This window comes from Phenylobacterium sp. (assembly GCF_036723115.1).
In the GTDB taxonomy this organism is placed as follows: domain Bacteria; phylum Pseudomonadota; class Alphaproteobacteria; order Caulobacterales; family Caulobacteraceae; genus Phenylobacterium.
In genome coordinates, this window is the sequence record NZ_DAIMHV010000067.1 from 1 (window position 1) to 15,047 (window position 15,047).

Here is a 15,047-nt window from a genome sequence, read left to right on the forward strand (position 1 = left end):
GCCGCCGGCGGCGGGCTCCACCTCGATCCAGATCCGCTGGGCGGCGTCGTCCAGATCCGTCAGGTCCGGATCAGAGACCATGCGCTCCGGAGGCGCCTTCTTCGTGCGCCATGATCGAGCCGTCCTTGAACAGGTATTCGCGCAGCTGGCCGTCGAACTGCTCGTCATTGCGGCGAATCCACTCCAGGACCATGGCCGCGTGCTCCATTTCCTCCTTGGCGTTGTGAAGCAGGATGGCCTTCAGCTCGGGATCGTCGCAATCGTCGGCCCGCTGGCGGTACCAGTCCACCGCCTCGAGCTCTTCCATGAGCGAGGCGATCGCATAATGGAGCTGCAGTGTCTTTGGGCTTAGCTTTTCACGGGGAACGTGAAGCGTCTCGCTGGCCATGGCCATCATGCTCCTGTCGCACAAACACCTTCTATTGCACGGTCGGCGCGCAGGCGCGAGTTGGGGAGGACCTGGGATGAGAATTGATCGACGCCGCGCGCTTGCGCTGATGGGCCTGGGGGCCGCCGCCCCGCTGACCGCTCGGGCCCAGGCCCCCTATGCCGGGCCGGTGGCGTTCGAGCATGGCGTCGCCTCGGGCGACCCCCTGGCCGACGCGGTCATTCTGTGGACGCGGATCACCCCCAAGGCCGAGGCCGGCGCGCCCATCGCCTATCGCTGGAGCCTCAATCCCATCGACCGTCGCGCCGGCGGGGCCAAGTCCGGCTCGGGCGTCACCGGCCCGGACCGGGACTATACGGTCAAGGTGGACGTGCGCGGTCTGGACCCGGCGAGTTCCTACACCTTTGAATTCGAGGCCAACGGCGTGACCTCGCCCATGGGCCGCACCCGCACCCTGCCGCAGGGGGAGACCCGCGAGGTGGTCCTGGCGGTGGCGTCGTGCTCGCTCTACCCCAACGGCTATTTCAACGCCTATCAGGCCATCGCCGACCTGCCCAAGCTGGACGCCGTCATCCACCTCGGGGACTACATCTACGAATACGGGGGCGAGGGGTCCTATGGCATGACCTCGGCCGTGGCGGCCGAGCGGCCCCATGACCCGCCCCATGAGATCGTGACCCTGCAGGACTACCGGGTGCGTCACGCCCAGTACAAGTCCGACCCCGCCCTGCAGGCCGCCCACGCCCGCGCCCCCTGGATCGTCACCTGGGACGATCATGAGACGGCCAACGACTCCTGGATGGGCGGCGCCCAGAACCACCAGCCAGAGACCGAGGGCGACTGGAACACCCGCAAGGCCGCCGCGCTCAAGGCCTATTTCGAGTGGATGCCGATCCGCGACCCCGCGCCGGGGCAGGGCCTGGAGGACATCAACCGCGCCTTCCATTTCGGGGATCTGGCCAGCCTGATCATGCTGGAGACCCGGCTGACGGCGCGGGACTATCAGCTTCACTACAGCCGCGATCTGCCCACAGTGGACGGCAAGCCCGACGTGGCCGCCCTGCGCGCCAAGCTGGAGGACCCGTCCCGCCGCATGATGAGCCCGGCCCAGGAGGCCTGGCTCGCGGCCGAGCTCACCGGCTCGGTCCAGGGCGGGCGCACCTGGCAGATCCTGGGCAACCAGGTGGTGATGGCCCGCACCGACGTGCCGAGCCCCCGGGCCGTGCTGGGCGAGGCGGCGGTGGCCGCGGCCATCGCAACCCAGCCCGAGGAGATCACCGCCCGCGTGGCCCAGATGGAGCATCTGGCGGCGCTCGGCCTGCCCTATGCCCTCGACATGTGGGACGGCTATCCGGCGGCGCGGGAGCGGGTCTATGACGCGGTGGAGGCCGCCGGCGCCCGCGCGATCGTCGTTTCCGGCGACAGCCACGCCTTCTGGGCCAATGAGCTGCACGACGATGGCGGCGTGTTGCGCGCTGTGGAGTTCGGAACCACCGGCATCACCAGCCCTGGCGCCGGCGATTATGTGAAGGGGCTGCCTGTGGGCGAGCTCTACACCAAGGGCGCCAAGGAGGTGGTCTATAGCGACCACGACGCCAAGGGATTCATCCTTCTGACCCTGACGCCGGAAGAGGCCCGCGGGGACCTGATGGTGGTCTCATCCATCGTCTCGCGGACCTATGAGACCTCGGTGCGCAAGGCCTTCACCGTGACCCCTGAGGCGGGCGGCGTCTCGCCCCTGAAACCCGTCTGAGGGGCGGGGCCGGCTCAGTCGGGATGTTCGACGAGCCGGCCGTTCTCCACCACCCGGTAGAAGCACGAGCGGAAGCCCACGTGGCAGGCGCCGCCGTCGCCTTGCGGCCGCACCTTGATCCAGACGCAGTCCTGATCGCAGTCGATCCGCGTCTCGACCACCTGCTGGATCTGGCCGCTGGTGGCGCCCTTGAGCCACAGCTCCCCGCGCGAACGGCTCCAATAGTGGGCCTGTCCGGTGGTCAGGGTGAGGTGCAGGGCCTCGGCGTTCATCCAGGCGAACATCAGCACCTCGCCGGTGTCGGCATGGGTGGCGACGGCGGCGATCAAGCCGTTGTCGTCGAAGCGCGGGGCGATCTGGTCGCCGCGTTCCAGGGCGTGGGTGTCGGTCAGGATGGGGAAGCGCTCGGTCATGGCCATGCTATAGCCCTCCTTCGGCCCCAAAGGGAGGTCGGATCCGGAGAGCAGACCATGAACCTCCATCGCCGCACCCTGATCGCCGCGCTGGCCGCCGCGGGCCTGAGCCCCGCCCTGGCGCCGGCCGCAGCCCATGCCCAATGGCCCTTCGGCCTGGGACGCCGCCGCCCCCCGGCGCCGGTCGAGGGCCGCGGACCCTATATGGGAGCCTTCCGCCAGCAGTTCGGCGACTGGCAGTTCGACCAGATCCGCGACGCCGTCTCCACCCGCCTTCAGCCCGTCATACGCGATGGCCTGGAGACCCGCTTCTACGCCGCCGCCCGGGCCCTGACGGACGCCTCGGAGGTCAGCGCCGCCCTGGCTGAGCCGGGCGGCGCGGTCTGGACCCATGACTGGCGGGCCGACCCGGCCGCGCCGCCGGCGACGCCAGAGTGGGACGGCCTGGCCGAAGCCTATCTCGGCACAGCCCTCATGCAGATGGTGCAGGCAGGCCAGGTCTCCCTGGACGACCCCCTGGATCGCTGGGCGCCGCAGGAACCCCAGGCCCGTTGGATCACGGTGGAAGACCTGCTGGCCCACACCAGCGGCCTGCCCGGTGCGGCGCCCGGGGCAGACGGCGCGCCGGCGCCCACCGCCTTTCCGCCGGGCTCGGCCTGGGGGCGCAACCCGCGCAACACGGCCCTGCTCATCCAGGTGCTCGAGACGGTGGATGAGGCGCCGATCGACCAGATCCTGGCGGCGCGGATCGCCGAACGGCGAGATCTTGGCCAGACACGCTTCGCCTCAGAGCCGGGCGGTCTGGCTGTGGCCGCCCCGGCCCTGGAGGTGGTGCGCTTCGGTCGCGACCTGCTGGGCGACCGCCTGCATGGCGCGGCGGAGACGCGTCGCCGCTTCTATCGCCTTTACGGGCAGCCGGAGGTGGCCGGGGCCTATAGCGGCCTGGCGGTGCAGGTCGCCGACCTCGCCGCCGATGAGGCGCAAGCCGCTGACACCTGGCTGGGCGCCTGGGGTCCGGACGACCGCTCGGTTCTCGCCTATTCCATGACCACCCGCGCCACGGTGGCTGTGGCGGTGCGCGGGCAAGGCTCGGCCGCCAGCGTGGCCCGGGCGCTTTTGAACGCGGTCACTCCGGCCTGAGCCGGATGGATCTGAAGACGCCGATCAAGGCCAGGGTTGAGGCCTTCGACGCCTGGGCGCGCCCATGGACCCTGCGGGCCCCTTGGCGAGGCCACGCCTATGAATTCCTGCTGTTCGGGCTGAAACAGGCCTGGGCCTGCCTCTATGCCGGGGCCATGCTGACCCTGCTGGTGGGCACGCACTTTTTCTGGCCGGCGGATGCGCCGATCGCCCGCTACGACTTTCTGGTGGTCGCCGCCGTGGCGTTGCAGATTCTGCTGCTGGCCACCGGGCTGGAACGCCCGCGCGAAGCTCTGGTGATCGCCATCTTCCATGTGGTCGGCACGATCATGGAAGTGTTCAAGACCGCGCAGGGGTCCTGGACCTATCCGGAGGAGAGCCTGCTGCGCATCGGCGGCGTGCCCCTGTTCACGGGCTTCATGTATGCCTGCGTGGGCTCCTTCATGGCCCGCATCATCCGGCTGATGGACATACGGTTCCAGACCTATCCGCCGCTCTGGGCGCCATGGGTCCTGGCGGTGCTGGCCTACGCCAACTTCTTCACCCACCACTACCTGCCGGACATCCGCTGGGGCCTGTTCGCCCTGTCGCTGGTGGTCTTCGGGCGGACCTGGATCCAGTTCACGCCCGACCGGACGGAGCGTCGGATGCCGCTGGTGCTGGGCGCCGTCCTCACGGCCTTCTTCATCTGGCTGGCGGAGAACCTCGGCACCTACGCCTCCGCCTGGGTCTATCCCGACCAGCAACAGGGCTGGACCCCCGTCTCCCTGGCCAAGATGGGGTCCTGGTATCTCTTGATGATGTTGAGCTTCGTGCTCGTCACCCTGGTCCACCCGCCCCGGCGGGCGGAGGCCCCGACGACGAAGAGCCGTCGGGGACGATCTGCGGACGTCGCCGCCTGAGAGTCCGCAGCGCCTAGCGCTTGTTGACGAAGTCCAGGAAGCGCTGGCGCAGGGAGGCGTCGGTCTTGAAGACGCCGGTGAACTGGGTGGTGATGGTGCCCACGTGGCGGTGGTGGACGCCGCGGGTGGTCATGCACTGGTGCTGGGCGTCGATCAGCACGGCCACGCCCGCCGGGCGCAGGCTGTCGGTGATGGCGTCGGCGATCTGCTGGGTCATGGTCTCCTGGGTCTGGAGACGCTTGGCGAAGATTTCCACCACCCGGGCGATCTTGGAGATGCCCACCACGCGGTTGGTGGGCATGTAGGCCACATAGGCCTTGCCCAGGAAGGGCGCCATGTGGTGCTCGCAATGGCTCTCAACCTCGATCTCGCGCAGCATGACGATGTCGTCATAGCCCTGCACGTCCTCGAAGGTGCGCGAGAGTTCCTTGGCCGGGTCGGCGCCATAGCCCTCGAACCATTCCGCATAGGCGTCCACCACGCGCTTGGGCGTGTCGATCACCCCTTCGCGGCGGGGATCATCCCCGGCCCAGGCGATCAGGGTGCGTACGGCGGCCATGGCCTCTTCGCGGGTCGGGCGGGCCACGGGTTCCAGGGCGTCAGGACCGTTCAGGGTCCGGTCTCGAGTAATGGCGTCCATGTGAGGATCATTCTTCCTGGGGCTGAGTTGCGCCGGGACGAAGGTCCCGGAAATGACGCGTGCCACCCCTCTGGTACGGACGGGAAGCTTGACCAGATGCGCTTCCTCTGTCGTCCCGTCCGGGCGAACTGTATATGGGGCAGGCCCGGCCGCGGGCAACCGGCTCCCCAAGCTTTAGTGTAGTGATGACCCTCAGCCTCTATGACACCATGGCCCGCGAGAAGCGGCCCTTCGTCCCCAACGACGCCAGACGGGTGACGATGTATGTGTGCGGGCCCACCGTCTATAACTACGCCCATGTGGGCAATGCGCGGCCGGTGGTGGTCTTCGATCTGCTGTTCCGCCTGCTCCGCCACATCTATGGCCAGGACGCCGTGGTCTATGCGGCCAACGTCACCGACGTGGACGACAAGATCAACGCCAAGGCCCAGGCCGAGGGCGTCTCCATCGACGTGGTCACCGAGCGCTACCTGGCCGCCTATAACGCCGACATGTCGGCGCTCAACGCCCTGCGCCCCACCTTCCAGCCCCGCGCCACCCAGACCATGGAGGCCATCATCGAGATGATCGGCCGCCTGGTGCGCAACAACGCCGCCTACGCCGCCGAGGGCCATGTCCTCTTCAACACCCAGTCCTTCAGCGACTATGGCAAGCTCTCCCGCCGGTCGGTGGACGACATGATCGCCGGCGCGCGGGTGGACGTGGCGCCCTACAAGCAGCACCCGGCCGACTTCGTGCTGTGGAAGCCGTCCAAGCCGGGGGAGCCCGTCTGGGACAGCCCCTGGGGGCCCGGCCGCCCAGGCTGGCATATCGAATGCACGGCCATGATCGAGCAGACCCTGGGCCTGCCCATCGACATCCACGGCGGCGGCAACGACCTGATCTTCCCCCACCATGAGAACGAACTGGCCCAGGGGGTGTGCGCGGGCCACGGCCACGATCATGGCGAGGGCGACCGCGGCTACGCCAACTACTGGATGCACAATGGCTTTCTGAACTTCGGCGACGAGAAAATGTCCAAGTCGCTGGGTAATGTGGTCCTCGTGCATGATCTCGTGACCAAGACGCCGGGGGAGGCGATCCGCTGGGCGCTGCTGGTGGGCCATTACCGCGCGCCGCTGGAATGGTCGGGCGACCTCCTGGAGCAGGCGCGCAAGTCCCTGGACCGCCTTTATGGCGCCCTGCGGCGCGCGGCCGATGTGACGCCCTCGACCGGCGAACCCGCCCCGGCCGTGCTCGCCGCGCTGGAAGATGATCTCAACACCGCCCAGGCCATGGCCGAACTCTTCGCCCTGGCCTCGAAGGTGGAGACCGGCGCCCCGGACGAGAAGGCCCGCGCCAAGGGCGAACTGCTGGCTTCCGGCGCGCTCATGGGCTTCCTGCAGGCCGACCCCGAAAGCTGGTTCCAGGGGGGCGCCGACGAGGCCCTGAAGATGCGCGTCGAGACCCTGATCGCCGAGCGCATCGCCGCCCGCGCCGCCAAGGACTGGGGCCGGGCCGACGCCATCCGTAGTGAACTGACCGCCCTGAACGTGGAAGTCATGGACTCCGCCGAGGGCGCGACCTGGCGCCTGAAGGAGCCGACCTGACATGCTGAACCAGAAGCGGGCGCCCGACGCCATGATCCGCCCTTCCTTCATGCCGGGCTTCGGTTTCGGCAAGAAGGCGCCCGGCGCCGGGCCCAAGGGCCTGAAGCTGGAGCACCGCATCGGCGTCCAGGCGCCGCCCGACGTGATCTGGGAGCTGATCGCCGACGTGCGGTCCTGGCCCGACTGGAATCCCCTCTACAGCCGCGCCGAGGGGGTGTTGCGCATCGGCGCGCCCCTGGAGCTGACCCTGCGCCTGCCCGATCTGCCCGAGCGGCATATCGAGCCAGTGGTGCTGGAATGGGTGCCCAACGAACAGCTCCACTGGCGCAGCAGCGTGGCCGGCGGCTTCGGGGCGGCGATCCGCTATATCGAGATCGAACAGGTGGCCGACAGCGCCTGCATCTTCTCTAATGGCGAGCTCTTCCAGGGCTGGCTGGGCCCGACCTCGGCCAAGCGGGTGCAGCGTCCCCTCAAGAAGGGGTTCGCCGCCATGGGCGAGGCGCTGAAGCATCGCGCCGAGACCCTGTGGCGGGGGCGGGGCTGAACACCTAAGTCACTCCCATGATCGACGAGCTCTATTCGGCCAGGCTGCTGACCCTGGCGGCCAACATGCCCCACGCCGGGCGTCTGGCCGCGCCCGACGGCACGGCCGAGAAGGTCGCCAAGCTGTGCGGCAGCAAGGTGATCGTCGATGTAGCCCTGGACGGCGGGCGGGTCAGCGACTTCGCCCAGGATGTGAAAGCCTGCGCGCTCGGTCAGGCCTCGGCCGCGGTGCTGGGCGCCGCGGTGATCGGGGCGGATCTGGCCGAGATCGAGATGGCCCGCGACGCCTTCCATGCTATGCTCAAGCACGGCGGTTCCCCGCCGCAAGGACGTTTCTCGGATCTCGCCATGCTCGCGCCGGTGAAGGACTATCCCGCCCGACACGCCTCCACCCTGCTGGCCTTCGAGGCGGCGGTGGCGGCGGTGCGCCAGGCCATGGAGCGAACTAGCCGCGCCGGCGCGGCTTGATTTGACCGCCCCCGCAACGTAATCGCTGCGAGCATTCGCAAGCCGGCGGCCGGCATGACCTTCTACGAAACCTGCGTCAAAGGCGCCCATCGCGCCTACAAGCTGACGCTTTCGCCATTGATCGGGAATCAGTGCCGCTTCCTGCCGACCTGCTCGGACTATGCGGCCCAGGCCCTGATCGACCACGGCCCCTGGCGCGGCTCCTGGCTCGCGGCGAGGCGGCTGTGCCGATGCAACCCCTGGGGCGGTTCGGGCTATGACCCGCCGCCCCCGCCGCGCGGCTCGAGCGAGCCCGAAGCGCGGAAATGGACGTGTGAATCATGATCGATCTTATTTTTCCTGACGGGTCCAAACGGCAGTTCGAAGCCGGGGTGACGGGCCGTCAGATCGCCGCGGGCATCTCCAAGTCCCTGGAGAAGAAGGCCGTGCTGGTGAAGCTGGACGGCCAGCTGCTGGACCTGGAGCGCCCGCTCCATCAGGGCGGCGCCTTCCAGATCCTGACGCGGGACGATCCCGAGGTCCTGGAGACCATCCGTCACGACGCCGCCCACGTCCTGGCCGAGGCGGTGCAGGAGCTGTTCCCCGGCACCCAGGTGACCATCGGCCCGTCCATCGAGGACGGCTTCTATTACGACTTCGCCCGTGACGAACCCTTCAGCCTCGACGACTTCGAGATGATCGAGGCCAAGATGCGCGAGATCGTCGAACGCGACGAGCCGATCCGCCGCGAGGTCTGGAACCGGAACGAGGCCATCGCCCACTTCAAGTCCATCGGCGAGGACTACAAGGCCGAGATCATCGAGGACCTGCCCGAGGACGAGGAGATCAGCGTCTATTGGCAGGGCGCCTGGAAGGACCTGTGCATCGGCCCGCACCTGCCCTCCACCAAGCATGTGGGCAAGGCTTTCAAGCTGACCAAGCTGGCCGGCGCCTATTGGCGGGGCGACCACCGCAACGCCCAGCTCCAGCGCATCTATGGCACCGCCTGGGCCACGGAGGCTGATCTCGAAGCCTATATCCGCCGGGTCGAGGAGGCTGAGAAGCGCGACCACCGCAAGATCGGCCGGGCCATGGACCTCTTCCACATCCAGGAAGAGGGCAAGGGCATGGTCTTCTGGCACGCCAAGGGCTGGACCCTCTATCGCGAGGTGGAATCCTACATCCGCCGCCGCCTGACCAAGGACGGCTATCAGGAGGTCAAGACCCCCCAGATCCTGGACCGGTCCCTGTGGGAGGCCTCGGGCCACTGGGAGAAGTTCGGCGCCAACATGTTCGTCTGCGAGACGGAGGAGGGCGAGAGCCTGGCCGTCAAGCCGATGAACTGCCCCGGACACGTCCAGATCTTCAATGTCGGCCAGAAGTCCTATCGCGACCTGCCCCTGCGCATGGCCGAGTTCGGCGCCTGCCACCGTTACGAACCGTCGGGCGCCCTGCACGGCATCATGCGGGTGCGTGGCTTCACCCAGGACGACGCCCACATCTTCTGCCGCGAGGATCAGGTCGAGGAGGAGACGAAGCGCTTCGTCCGTCTGCTGAACTCCGCCTATGCCGACTTCGGGGTGGAGCTGCATTCGGTGAAGCTGGCCCTGCGTCCGGACCTGCGGGCCGGCACCGACGAAATCTGGGACATCGCCGAACAGAAGCTCGAGCGCGCGGCCCGGGCGGCGGTCAATATGGGCGTGGAGCACCTGCCCGGCGAAGGCGCCTTCTATGGGCCGAAGCTGGAATTCCATCTGCGCGACGCCATCGGCCGCACCTGGCAGTGCGGCACCCTCCAGCTGGACTTCGTTCTGCCTGAGCGGCTGCAGGCCGAATATGTGGCCGAGGACGGCTCCAAGCAGCGGCCGGTGATGCTGCACCGGGCCATCGCCGGCTCGATGGAGCGGTTCATCGGCATGCTCATCGAGAATTACGCCGGCGCCTTCCCTCTGTGGCTTGCGCCGACTCAGGTGGTGGTGGCCACCATCACCTCCGACGCCGATGACTTCGCCCGCGCCGCCGCCGCCCGGCTCCGCGCGGCGGGCCTGAGGGTGGAGACCGACCTGCGCAACGAGAAGATCAACTACAAGATCCGCGAGCACAGCCTGGCCAAGACCCCTGTGATCGCCGTGGTCGGACGCCGCGAGGCCGAGGAGGGCAAGGTCGCCCTGCGGCGGCTGGGCTCCCAGGGGCAGGAGATCCTCAGCCTGGAGGACGCCGTCTCCAGGCTTGCCAGCGAGGCCCTTCCGCCGGATGTTGAGCGCGAGGCTCGGGGCGAGGCGGGGGTTTGGGGCTCCGCCGAGGCCATGGAGGCTGGATGAACGACATCGGCGCATCGTTCGTAGCGGTGGAAACCGCTCCGACGCCGCCCGAACTCGCACCGTCTGTGCGGGTTTCGGTGGTCATGGTCGCATACATGACCGGCGAGGCCCTGGCCCGCAGCCTGGCCTGCGTGGCCGAGGACCCGGCGGTGGATGAGTTCGTCCTGGTGGACAACGGCTCCGACCCCGCCGAGACGGCCCTGATCGACGCCGCCGCCGCAGGCCGTCCGCACATGCGGGTGGTGCGCGGCCAGGGCAATGTGGGGTTCGCCCGCGGCGCCAATCTGGGCGCGGCGGCGGCCACGGGCGATGTGCTGATCTTCCTCAATCCCGACGCCTTCCTGCAGCCGGATTGCGTGCGGGCGCTGGCCTGCGCGGTCCTGGCCGGCGGACCCAAGCGGCTGGTGGGCGGCCGTGTGCTGAACGCCGATCGCAGCGAACAGCGCGGCGCCCGCCGGGGCGAGATCACGCCGCTTGCGGCCCTGCTCTCCCTGTCGGGCCTGACCCAGAAGGCGCCGGGCCTGCGCCGCTTCGAGGTGCATTGGGAAAATGAGGCCGCGCCGGCGGACCTCTGCCCGGTGCCGACCATCTCCGGCGCGTTTTTCGCCATGCGCCGCAGCGACTACCTGGCCCTGGGCGGCTTCGACGAGGGCTACTTCCTGCATGTGGAGGATATCGACCTCTGCTGGCGGGTGCGCGAGGCCGGCGGCGAGGTGCTCTTCCATCCCACCGCCGAGGTGGTCCATCTGGGCCATACCAGCCGCGCCAGTCCCCTGCGGGTGGAGCTCTATAAGGGGTTGGGCCTCGCCCGCTATTTCCGCAAGCGCGCGCAGGGCGTGGGCGAAGCCGTGACCGCCTGGCTGATCTGGCCGCTGGTGGTGGGGGCGGCCCTCATGAGGCCCATCCTCTGGCGCCTCACCGGCCGCACCGCCTGAGGCGCGCGCCTCAAGCCCGCCTATGCGGGAAAGCTCCCGGCGCGGCTGACTGAGGCTGCGGGCGGCTTGCCCAGAATCTCCGCCATCCACCGGGCCGTCTCGATAAGGCGGTCCAGGTCATAGCCGGTCTCGAAGCCGGCGCGCTCCAGCATATAGACCAGATCTTCGGTGCCGATATTGCCGGTGGCGTTGGGGGCGAAGGGGCAGCCGCCCAGCCCGCCGCAACTGGCGTCCAGCACATCGACGCCGCTCTCCACCGCCGCGAAGGCGTTGGCCAGGCCCGTATTGCGGGTGTCGTGGAAATGGGCCCGCAGACGCACCTGCGGCGCCGCCGCGCGCACGGCCTCCAGGCGCCGTCGCACCGTCCAGGGATCGGCCACGCCTATGGTGTCGGCCAGGGCGATCTCGGCCACCCCCAGGCCTGAGGCCTCCCGCGCCAGGGCGACTACCTGATCCTCGCTCACCTCGCCGTCGAACGGGCAGCCGAAGGCCACCGACAGGGTGGCGGTGAGGCGTGGCCCGCCGTCTGCGGCCCGGCGACCGGCGATGTCGGCCAGGGTCGCCATCTGCTCGGCCACCGAAGCGCCCTGGTTGCGGATGCCGAAGCCGTCGGTGGCGCAGACCACCACATTGGCCTCTTCGCAGCCGGCGGCCAGGGCTCGCTCCCATCCCTTGAGATTGAGCACCAGGCCGATGCGCGACAGCCCGGCCGCGGCGGGGAGGCCGTCCATGATCTCCTCGGCCCCGGCCATCTGCGGCACCCGCCTGGGATTGACGAAGGAGACGGTCTCGATGCGCCGGGCGCCGGCGGCCCTGAGGCGGCTGATGAAGGCCAGGCGCTGGGGCACGTCCAGAATCTGGGCCTCGTTCTGCAGGCCGTCACGGGGGCCCACCTCGACGATCTCGATCCGGCGGCTCATGGCGCGGTCCCTGGCAAGGCGCCCGGCGCCCGGGTGGGCGGCCGGGGCTCGGCGTTCACATAGATGCGCAGGCGCGCGGGCGCCCCACGGGAATAGTTGAGGCCGGGAACCTCCCGCACCTGACGGACCTCCAGGCCCCGGCGGGCCAGAGCTTCGCGGAAGGCGGCGTCCTCCCGGTCCTCGACCACGGCGGTTCGGAAGGCGGCGATGGCGGCGGCGGCCTGCGCCGGGTCGGCCAACTCCGTGGTGGTGCCCAGGGCGAACACCAGGGAGGGTTCGGCATAGCCGGTGACCGTCACCGGCGCCGGCGCCCCCTGGCGGGGCAGGAGCCGTTCGGAGTTCAGGATGTTGACCACCCGCTGGGACAGCCACAGGGGCGAGAGCCCCGGCGCCAGGCCGCCGGCCAGGGCGCCGTGACCGAGAATGGCCAAGCCCGCGGCGGCGACCGTCGCCCCCTTGGGCGCGCGGTTGATCAGCATGAAACCGCCCACCAGGCCCGCCCCGGCCAGAAGTCCTCCTGCCAGGGCCGCAGCCGTGGCGTCCGCCGCGCCGCCATAGGCCGAGACCAGGTAGAAGCAGAGCCCTGCGAGCATCAGGCCCACCAGGCCGATGAGCAGACCGCCGATCCAGCGGGCGGGCGCCTTGAAGCCGGTCTGCAGGGCGGCGGCGCTGAGCCAGGCCAGGGCGCCGAAGGCCGGCAGGGTGTAGTGGACGAGCTTGGTGGGGGCCAGTTCGAACATGATCCAGGTGGGGATCAGCCAGCAGAGGGCGAACCTCACCCCGGGCTCGGCCCGGGCCGTCCAGCCATGGATCAGGCCCGCCGGAATGAGCAGGGTCATGGGGAAGGCCAGCAGCGGCAGAAGGACCAGGTGGTAGCCTGGGGGCGCGCCATGGGTCTCGTGACCGCCGGCCAGCTTGGGCGCCAGATCGCCCATGATCGCCGTGCTCCAGAAGGCGCCGTCCGTGGCCACCGTCACGGCCGCCGCCCAGGGGCCGACGATGGCGACCAGCAGGATCGGCCCCCAGCCGAGGCCCAGGTCCCGCAACCAGTCGACCCGTCGCTCCCACAGGGCGAGCATGATCATGGTCAGGGCCACCACCGCCAGGCCCACCGGCCCCTTGACCAGCAGCGCGCCCGACAGGCCCAGCCAGAAGGCGAGCCGCACGGGAAGCCCGGCCGCAGGTCCGCCTCGGCGGGCGAAATAGATGCGCGCCAGGGCGGCCAGGGCGAGGGTCACCATGCCGGCCAGCATGGCGTCGGTCTTGGCGATGAAGGCCTCGGTGGACAACAGGAAGCTTGAGCCCAGAAGCCCGCCCGCGAAGAGCCCCGCCATCGGGCCGAAGAAGGCCGCCGCCCCCCAGGCGCAGGCCGCGGCCGCCAGCATGGCGCCCAGGAGCGAAGGCAGGCGATAGGCCCAGATCTGGCGGTCCTCCGGCGCCGAGACGGCCGAGACGCTCAAGGCCTGCAGCCAGTGGATGCCCACGGGCTTCTTGAAGCGCGGCTCGTCCTGGAAGCGGATCACCACGAAGTCGCCGGTCTCCAGCATCTGGGCCGTGGCCTGGGCGTACCGGGACTCGTCGCGATCAAGCGGCGGCATGGCCACCAGGCCCGGCAGGCCGGCGATCAGGGCGATGAAGGCGGCGATCACGGGCCCCCGCCAGCCCTGGCTCGCCCACTGAAGACTCGACTGGAACGTCATGGCGCTGTGATAGCACGATCCTTCCGCAGGCCAGCTTTTCGGCTATGGAAGGGCATGAGCCCCAGTCCTGACATTTCCGTGGTGGTCCCCGTCTTCGACGAAGCCGGCGCCGCCCCTGACCTCGCCCGGGAGATCGCCGCGGCCTTCGCCGGCCGCCGGTTCGAGATCGTCTTCGTCGATGACGCCAGCCGCGACGACACCCGCGCGGCCCTGTCGGCCCTGAAGGCCGAGATTCCTGAGCTTCGGGTCCTGGCCCATGGCGCCAATTCCGGCCAGAGCCGCGCCATCCGCACCGGCATCCTGGCGGCCCGGGCCCCGGTCATCGTCACCCTGGACGGCGACGGCCAGAACGACCCTGCCGACGGCCCGGCCCTGGTGGACGCCCTGCTGGCCGGGGGCGAGAGCCTCGCCCTGGTGGGCGGCGAGCGGGTCAAGCGCCAGGACAGCCAGGCCAAGAAGCTCGCCTCGCGTTTCGGCAACGGCGTGCGCAAGCGCCTGCTGGGCGACACCGCCAACGACACGGGCTGCGGCCTCAAGGCCTTCCGCCGGGAGGCCTTCCTCAGGCTTCCCTATTTCGATCACATCCACCGCTACATCCCGGCCCTGATGCTGCGCGAGGGTTATGAGGTGGCCTTCCGCCCCGTGGGCCACCGCCCGCGACAGACCGGCCAGTCGAAATACACCAATTTCGGCCGGCTCATCGCCTCGGCCTCGGATCTGCTGGGCGTCATGTGGCTGCAGTCGCGCTCGCGCCTGCCGGGGCGCATTTCGGAGCTTTAGGCGGCGCCCTTCACCCCGGGACGGGCTCAGGGTTAATCTGCGCCCCGGCCGTCGGGCCGAGGGGGACCACCATGCCGATCTTCGCCGCCTTCCCGCTACTGGCCCTGCCGGTGCTGGGCTATAATCTCATCGCCCTGACCTTGGCGGGCGGCTTCTCGGCCATCGACGCCGACGTCCGCCTGGGCGAGGGGCTGTTCACCATCCGCATGGCGTCCAATGTGGACTGGCCCGTCAGCCTGGGCGACCTGCTGCTGGCCGCCGCCCTGGTGGTGCTGTTCATCGAGCTGCTGAAGTCCACGACCAGCCGGCGCATCGCCATCATCAACCACGCCCTGTCGATGCTTCTGTTCATCGTCTGCCTGGTTCAGTTCCTGCTGGCGCCGGCCTTCGCCACCTCCACCTTCTTCCTGATCACGGTGATGGTGCTGCTGGACGTGCTGGCGGGCTTCATCGTCACCATCGTCGCAGCGCGGCGCGACATCGACTTCTCCGGGGTGGACGGATGAGCGCCAGGCCCCATCAGGTCAGGCCCCATCAGGTCAGGCCCCATCAGGTCAGGCCCCATCAGGTCAGGCC

The 15,047-nt window shown here is 69.4% G+C and carries 16 protein-coding genes; 11 read left to right on the plus strand and 5 right to left on the minus strand.

All coding sequences use genetic code 11. From position 1 onward, the window contains the following. Nucleotides 1-70: 70 nt before the first annotated feature. Nucleotides 71-388 carry a ferritin family protein gene (locus tag V7D28_RS08670; RefSeq protein ID WP_333586982.1) on the minus strand — a complete coding sequence of 106 codons (318 nt, stop codon included), beginning with the start codon at nucleotides 386-388 and terminating at the stop codon, nucleotides 71-73. A gap of 76 nt (nucleotides 389-464) precedes the next feature. On the opposite strand from V7D28_RS08670, the gene V7D28_RS08675 reads away from it, so the two are divergent. Then, on the plus strand, nucleotides 465-2,141 hold the full coding sequence (locus tag V7D28_RS08675; RefSeq protein WP_333586983.1) for an alkaline phosphatase D family protein: 1,677 nt from the start codon (nucleotides 465-467) through the stop codon (nucleotides 2,139-2,141). Between the two features lie 14 nt (nucleotides 2,142-2,155). On the opposite strand, the gene hisI is transcribed toward V7D28_RS08675, so the two are convergent. Beyond that, entirely contained in the window at nucleotides 2,156-2,554 is a 399-nt protein-coding gene (gene hisI, locus V7D28_RS08680; RefSeq protein WP_333586996.1) for a phosphoribosyl-AMP cyclohydrolase, read from the minus strand. A 57-nt stretch (nucleotides 2,555-2,611) separates the two neighbouring features. Between hisI and V7D28_RS08685 the strand changes: the two genes are divergently transcribed. Then, nucleotides 2,612-3,694, plus strand: a complete 1,083-nt coding sequence (locus V7D28_RS08685; protein ID WP_333586984.1) for a serine hydrolase domain-containing protein — start codon at nucleotides 2,612-2,614, stop codon at nucleotides 3,692-3,694. A gap of 5 nt (nucleotides 3,695-3,699) precedes the next feature. Beyond that, nucleotides 3,700-4,596, plus strand: a complete 897-nt coding sequence (locus V7D28_RS08690) for a DUF817 domain-containing protein (RefSeq protein ID WP_333586985.1) — start codon at nucleotides 3,700-3,702, stop codon at nucleotides 4,594-4,596. 13 nt (nucleotides 4,597-4,609) lie between these two features. Here the strand turns inward: V7D28_RS08690 and folE are convergent, their stop codons facing one another. Continuing rightward, a complete protein-coding gene (gene folE, locus V7D28_RS08695; protein ID WP_333586986.1) occupies nucleotides 4,610-5,236 on the minus strand; it encodes a GTP cyclohydrolase I FolE in 627 nt (208 codons plus the stop codon). 185 nt (nucleotides 5,237-5,421) lie between these two features. On the opposite strand from folE, the gene cysS reads away from it, so the two are divergent. Genes cysS through V7D28_RS08725 form a run of 6 tightly spaced genes read left to right on the plus strand, consistent with a single transcriptional unit; the run spans nucleotide 5,422 to nucleotide 11,071 of the window. Continuing rightward, complete coding sequence (gene cysS, locus V7D28_RS08700; RefSeq protein ID WP_333586987.1) at nucleotides 5,422-6,825, plus strand: cysteine--tRNA ligase; 1,404 nt, start codon at nucleotides 5,422-5,424, stop codon at nucleotides 6,823-6,825. Between the two features lies 1 nt (nucleotide 6,826). Continuing rightward, a complete protein-coding gene (locus V7D28_RS08705; protein WP_333586988.1) occupies nucleotides 6,827-7,369 on the plus strand; it encodes an SRPBCC domain-containing protein in 543 nt (180 codons plus the stop codon). A 17-nt stretch (nucleotides 7,370-7,386) separates the two neighbouring features. Further along, the gene (locus V7D28_RS08710; protein WP_333586989.1) at nucleotides 7,387-7,836 is read left to right on the plus strand and encodes an iron-sulfur cluster assembly scaffold protein; all 450 of its coding nucleotides are present in this window, start codon (nucleotides 7,387-7,389) and stop codon (nucleotides 7,834-7,836) included. Nucleotides 7,837-7,890: 54 nt separating this feature from the next. After that, nucleotides 7,891-8,160, plus strand: coding sequence for a membrane protein insertion efficiency factor YidD (gene yidD, locus V7D28_RS08715; RefSeq protein ID WP_333586990.1), 270 nt, complete (start codon nucleotides 7,891-7,893; stop codon nucleotides 8,158-8,160). After that, on the plus strand, nucleotides 8,157-10,136 hold the full coding sequence (gene thrS, locus V7D28_RS08720) for a threonine--tRNA ligase (protein ID WP_333586991.1): 1,980 nt from the start codon (nucleotides 8,157-8,159) through the stop codon (nucleotides 10,134-10,136). The genes yidD and thrS overlap by 4 nt, the downstream gene beginning before the upstream one ends. Beyond that, complete coding sequence (locus tag V7D28_RS08725; protein ID WP_333586992.1) at nucleotides 10,133-11,071, plus strand: glycosyltransferase family 2 protein; 939 nt, start codon at nucleotides 10,133-10,135, stop codon at nucleotides 11,069-11,071. Before thrS ends, V7D28_RS08725 begins: the two co-directional genes overlap by 4 nt. A 20-nt stretch (nucleotides 11,072-11,091) precedes the next feature. On the opposite strand, the gene V7D28_RS08730 is transcribed toward V7D28_RS08725, so the two are convergent. Further along, nucleotides 11,092-11,991 (minus strand): hydroxymethylglutaryl-CoA lyase, encoded by a 900-nt coding sequence (locus tag V7D28_RS08730; protein WP_333586993.1) that lies wholly within the window; start codon nucleotides 11,989-11,991, stop codon nucleotides 11,092-11,094. Continuing rightward, nucleotides 11,988-13,691 carry an ArnT family glycosyltransferase gene (locus V7D28_RS08735; protein WP_333586994.1) on the minus strand — a complete coding sequence of 568 codons (1,704 nt, stop codon included), beginning with the start codon at nucleotides 13,689-13,691 and terminating at the stop codon, nucleotides 11,988-11,990. The genes V7D28_RS08730 and V7D28_RS08735 overlap by 4 nt, the downstream gene beginning before the upstream one ends. A 54-nt stretch (nucleotides 13,692-13,745) precedes the next feature. Between V7D28_RS08735 and V7D28_RS08740 the strand changes: the two genes are divergently transcribed. After that, nucleotides 13,746-14,471, plus strand: coding sequence for a glycosyltransferase family 2 protein (locus tag V7D28_RS08740; protein ID WP_333586995.1), 726 nt, complete (start codon nucleotides 13,746-13,748; stop codon nucleotides 14,469-14,471). Nucleotides 14,472-14,548: 77 nt separating this feature from the next. Beyond that, the gene (locus V7D28_RS08745; protein ID WP_333586997.1) at nucleotides 14,549-14,977 is read left to right on the plus strand and encodes a hypothetical protein; all 429 of its coding nucleotides are present in this window, start codon (nucleotides 14,549-14,551) and stop codon (nucleotides 14,975-14,977) included. Nucleotides 14,978-15,047 lie beyond the last annotated feature (70 nt).

Bases quoted from the DNA above. Each gene is read 5' to 3' on its own strand.
- V7D28_RS08670 (WP_333586982.1), bottom strand. From the start codon at position 388: ATGGCCAGCGAGACGCTTCACGTTCCCCGTGAAAAGCTAAGCCCAAAG.
- V7D28_RS08675 (WP_333586983.1), top strand. From the start codon at position 465: ATGAGAATTGATCGACGCCGCGCGCTTGCGCTGATGGGCCTGGGGGCC.
- hisI (WP_333586996.1), bottom strand. From the start codon at position 2,554: ATGACCGAGCGCTTCCCCATCCTGACCGACACCCACGCCCTGGAACGC.
- V7D28_RS08685 (WP_333586984.1), top strand. From the start codon at position 2,612: ATGAACCTCCATCGCCGCACCCTGATCGCCGCGCTGGCCGCCGCGGGC.
- V7D28_RS08690 (WP_333586985.1), top strand. From the start codon at position 3,700: ATGGATCTGAAGACGCCGATCAAGGCCAGGGTTGAGGCCTTCGACGCC.
- folE (WP_333586986.1), bottom strand. From the start codon at position 5,236: ATGGACGCCATTACTCGAGACCGGACCCTGAACGGTCCTGACGCCCTG.
- cysS (WP_333586987.1), top strand. From the start codon at position 5,422: ATGACCCTCAGCCTCTATGACACCATGGCCCGCGAGAAGCGGCCCTTC.
- V7D28_RS08705 (WP_333586988.1), top strand. From the start codon at position 6,827: ATGCTGAACCAGAAGCGGGCGCCCGACGCCATGATCCGCCCTTCCTTC.
- V7D28_RS08710 (WP_333586989.1), top strand. From the start codon at position 7,387: ATGATCGACGAGCTCTATTCGGCCAGGCTGCTGACCCTGGCGGCCAAC.
- yidD (WP_333586990.1), top strand. From the start codon at position 7,891: ATGACCTTCTACGAAACCTGCGTCAAAGGCGCCCATCGCGCCTACAAG.
- thrS (WP_333586991.1), top strand. From the start codon at position 8,157: ATGATCGATCTTATTTTTCCTGACGGGTCCAAACGGCAGTTCGAAGCC.
- V7D28_RS08725 (WP_333586992.1), top strand. From the start codon at position 10,133: ATGAACGACATCGGCGCATCGTTCGTAGCGGTGGAAACCGCTCCGACG.
- V7D28_RS08730 (WP_333586993.1), bottom strand. From the start codon at position 11,991: ATGAGCCGCCGGATCGAGATCGTCGAGGTGGGCCCCCGTGACGGCCTG.
- V7D28_RS08735 (WP_333586994.1), bottom strand. From the start codon at position 13,691: ATGACGTTCCAGTCGAGTCTTCAGTGGGCGAGCCAGGGCTGGCGGGGG.
- V7D28_RS08740 (WP_333586995.1), top strand. From the start codon at position 13,746: ATGAGCCCCAGTCCTGACATTTCCGTGGTGGTCCCCGTCTTCGACGAA.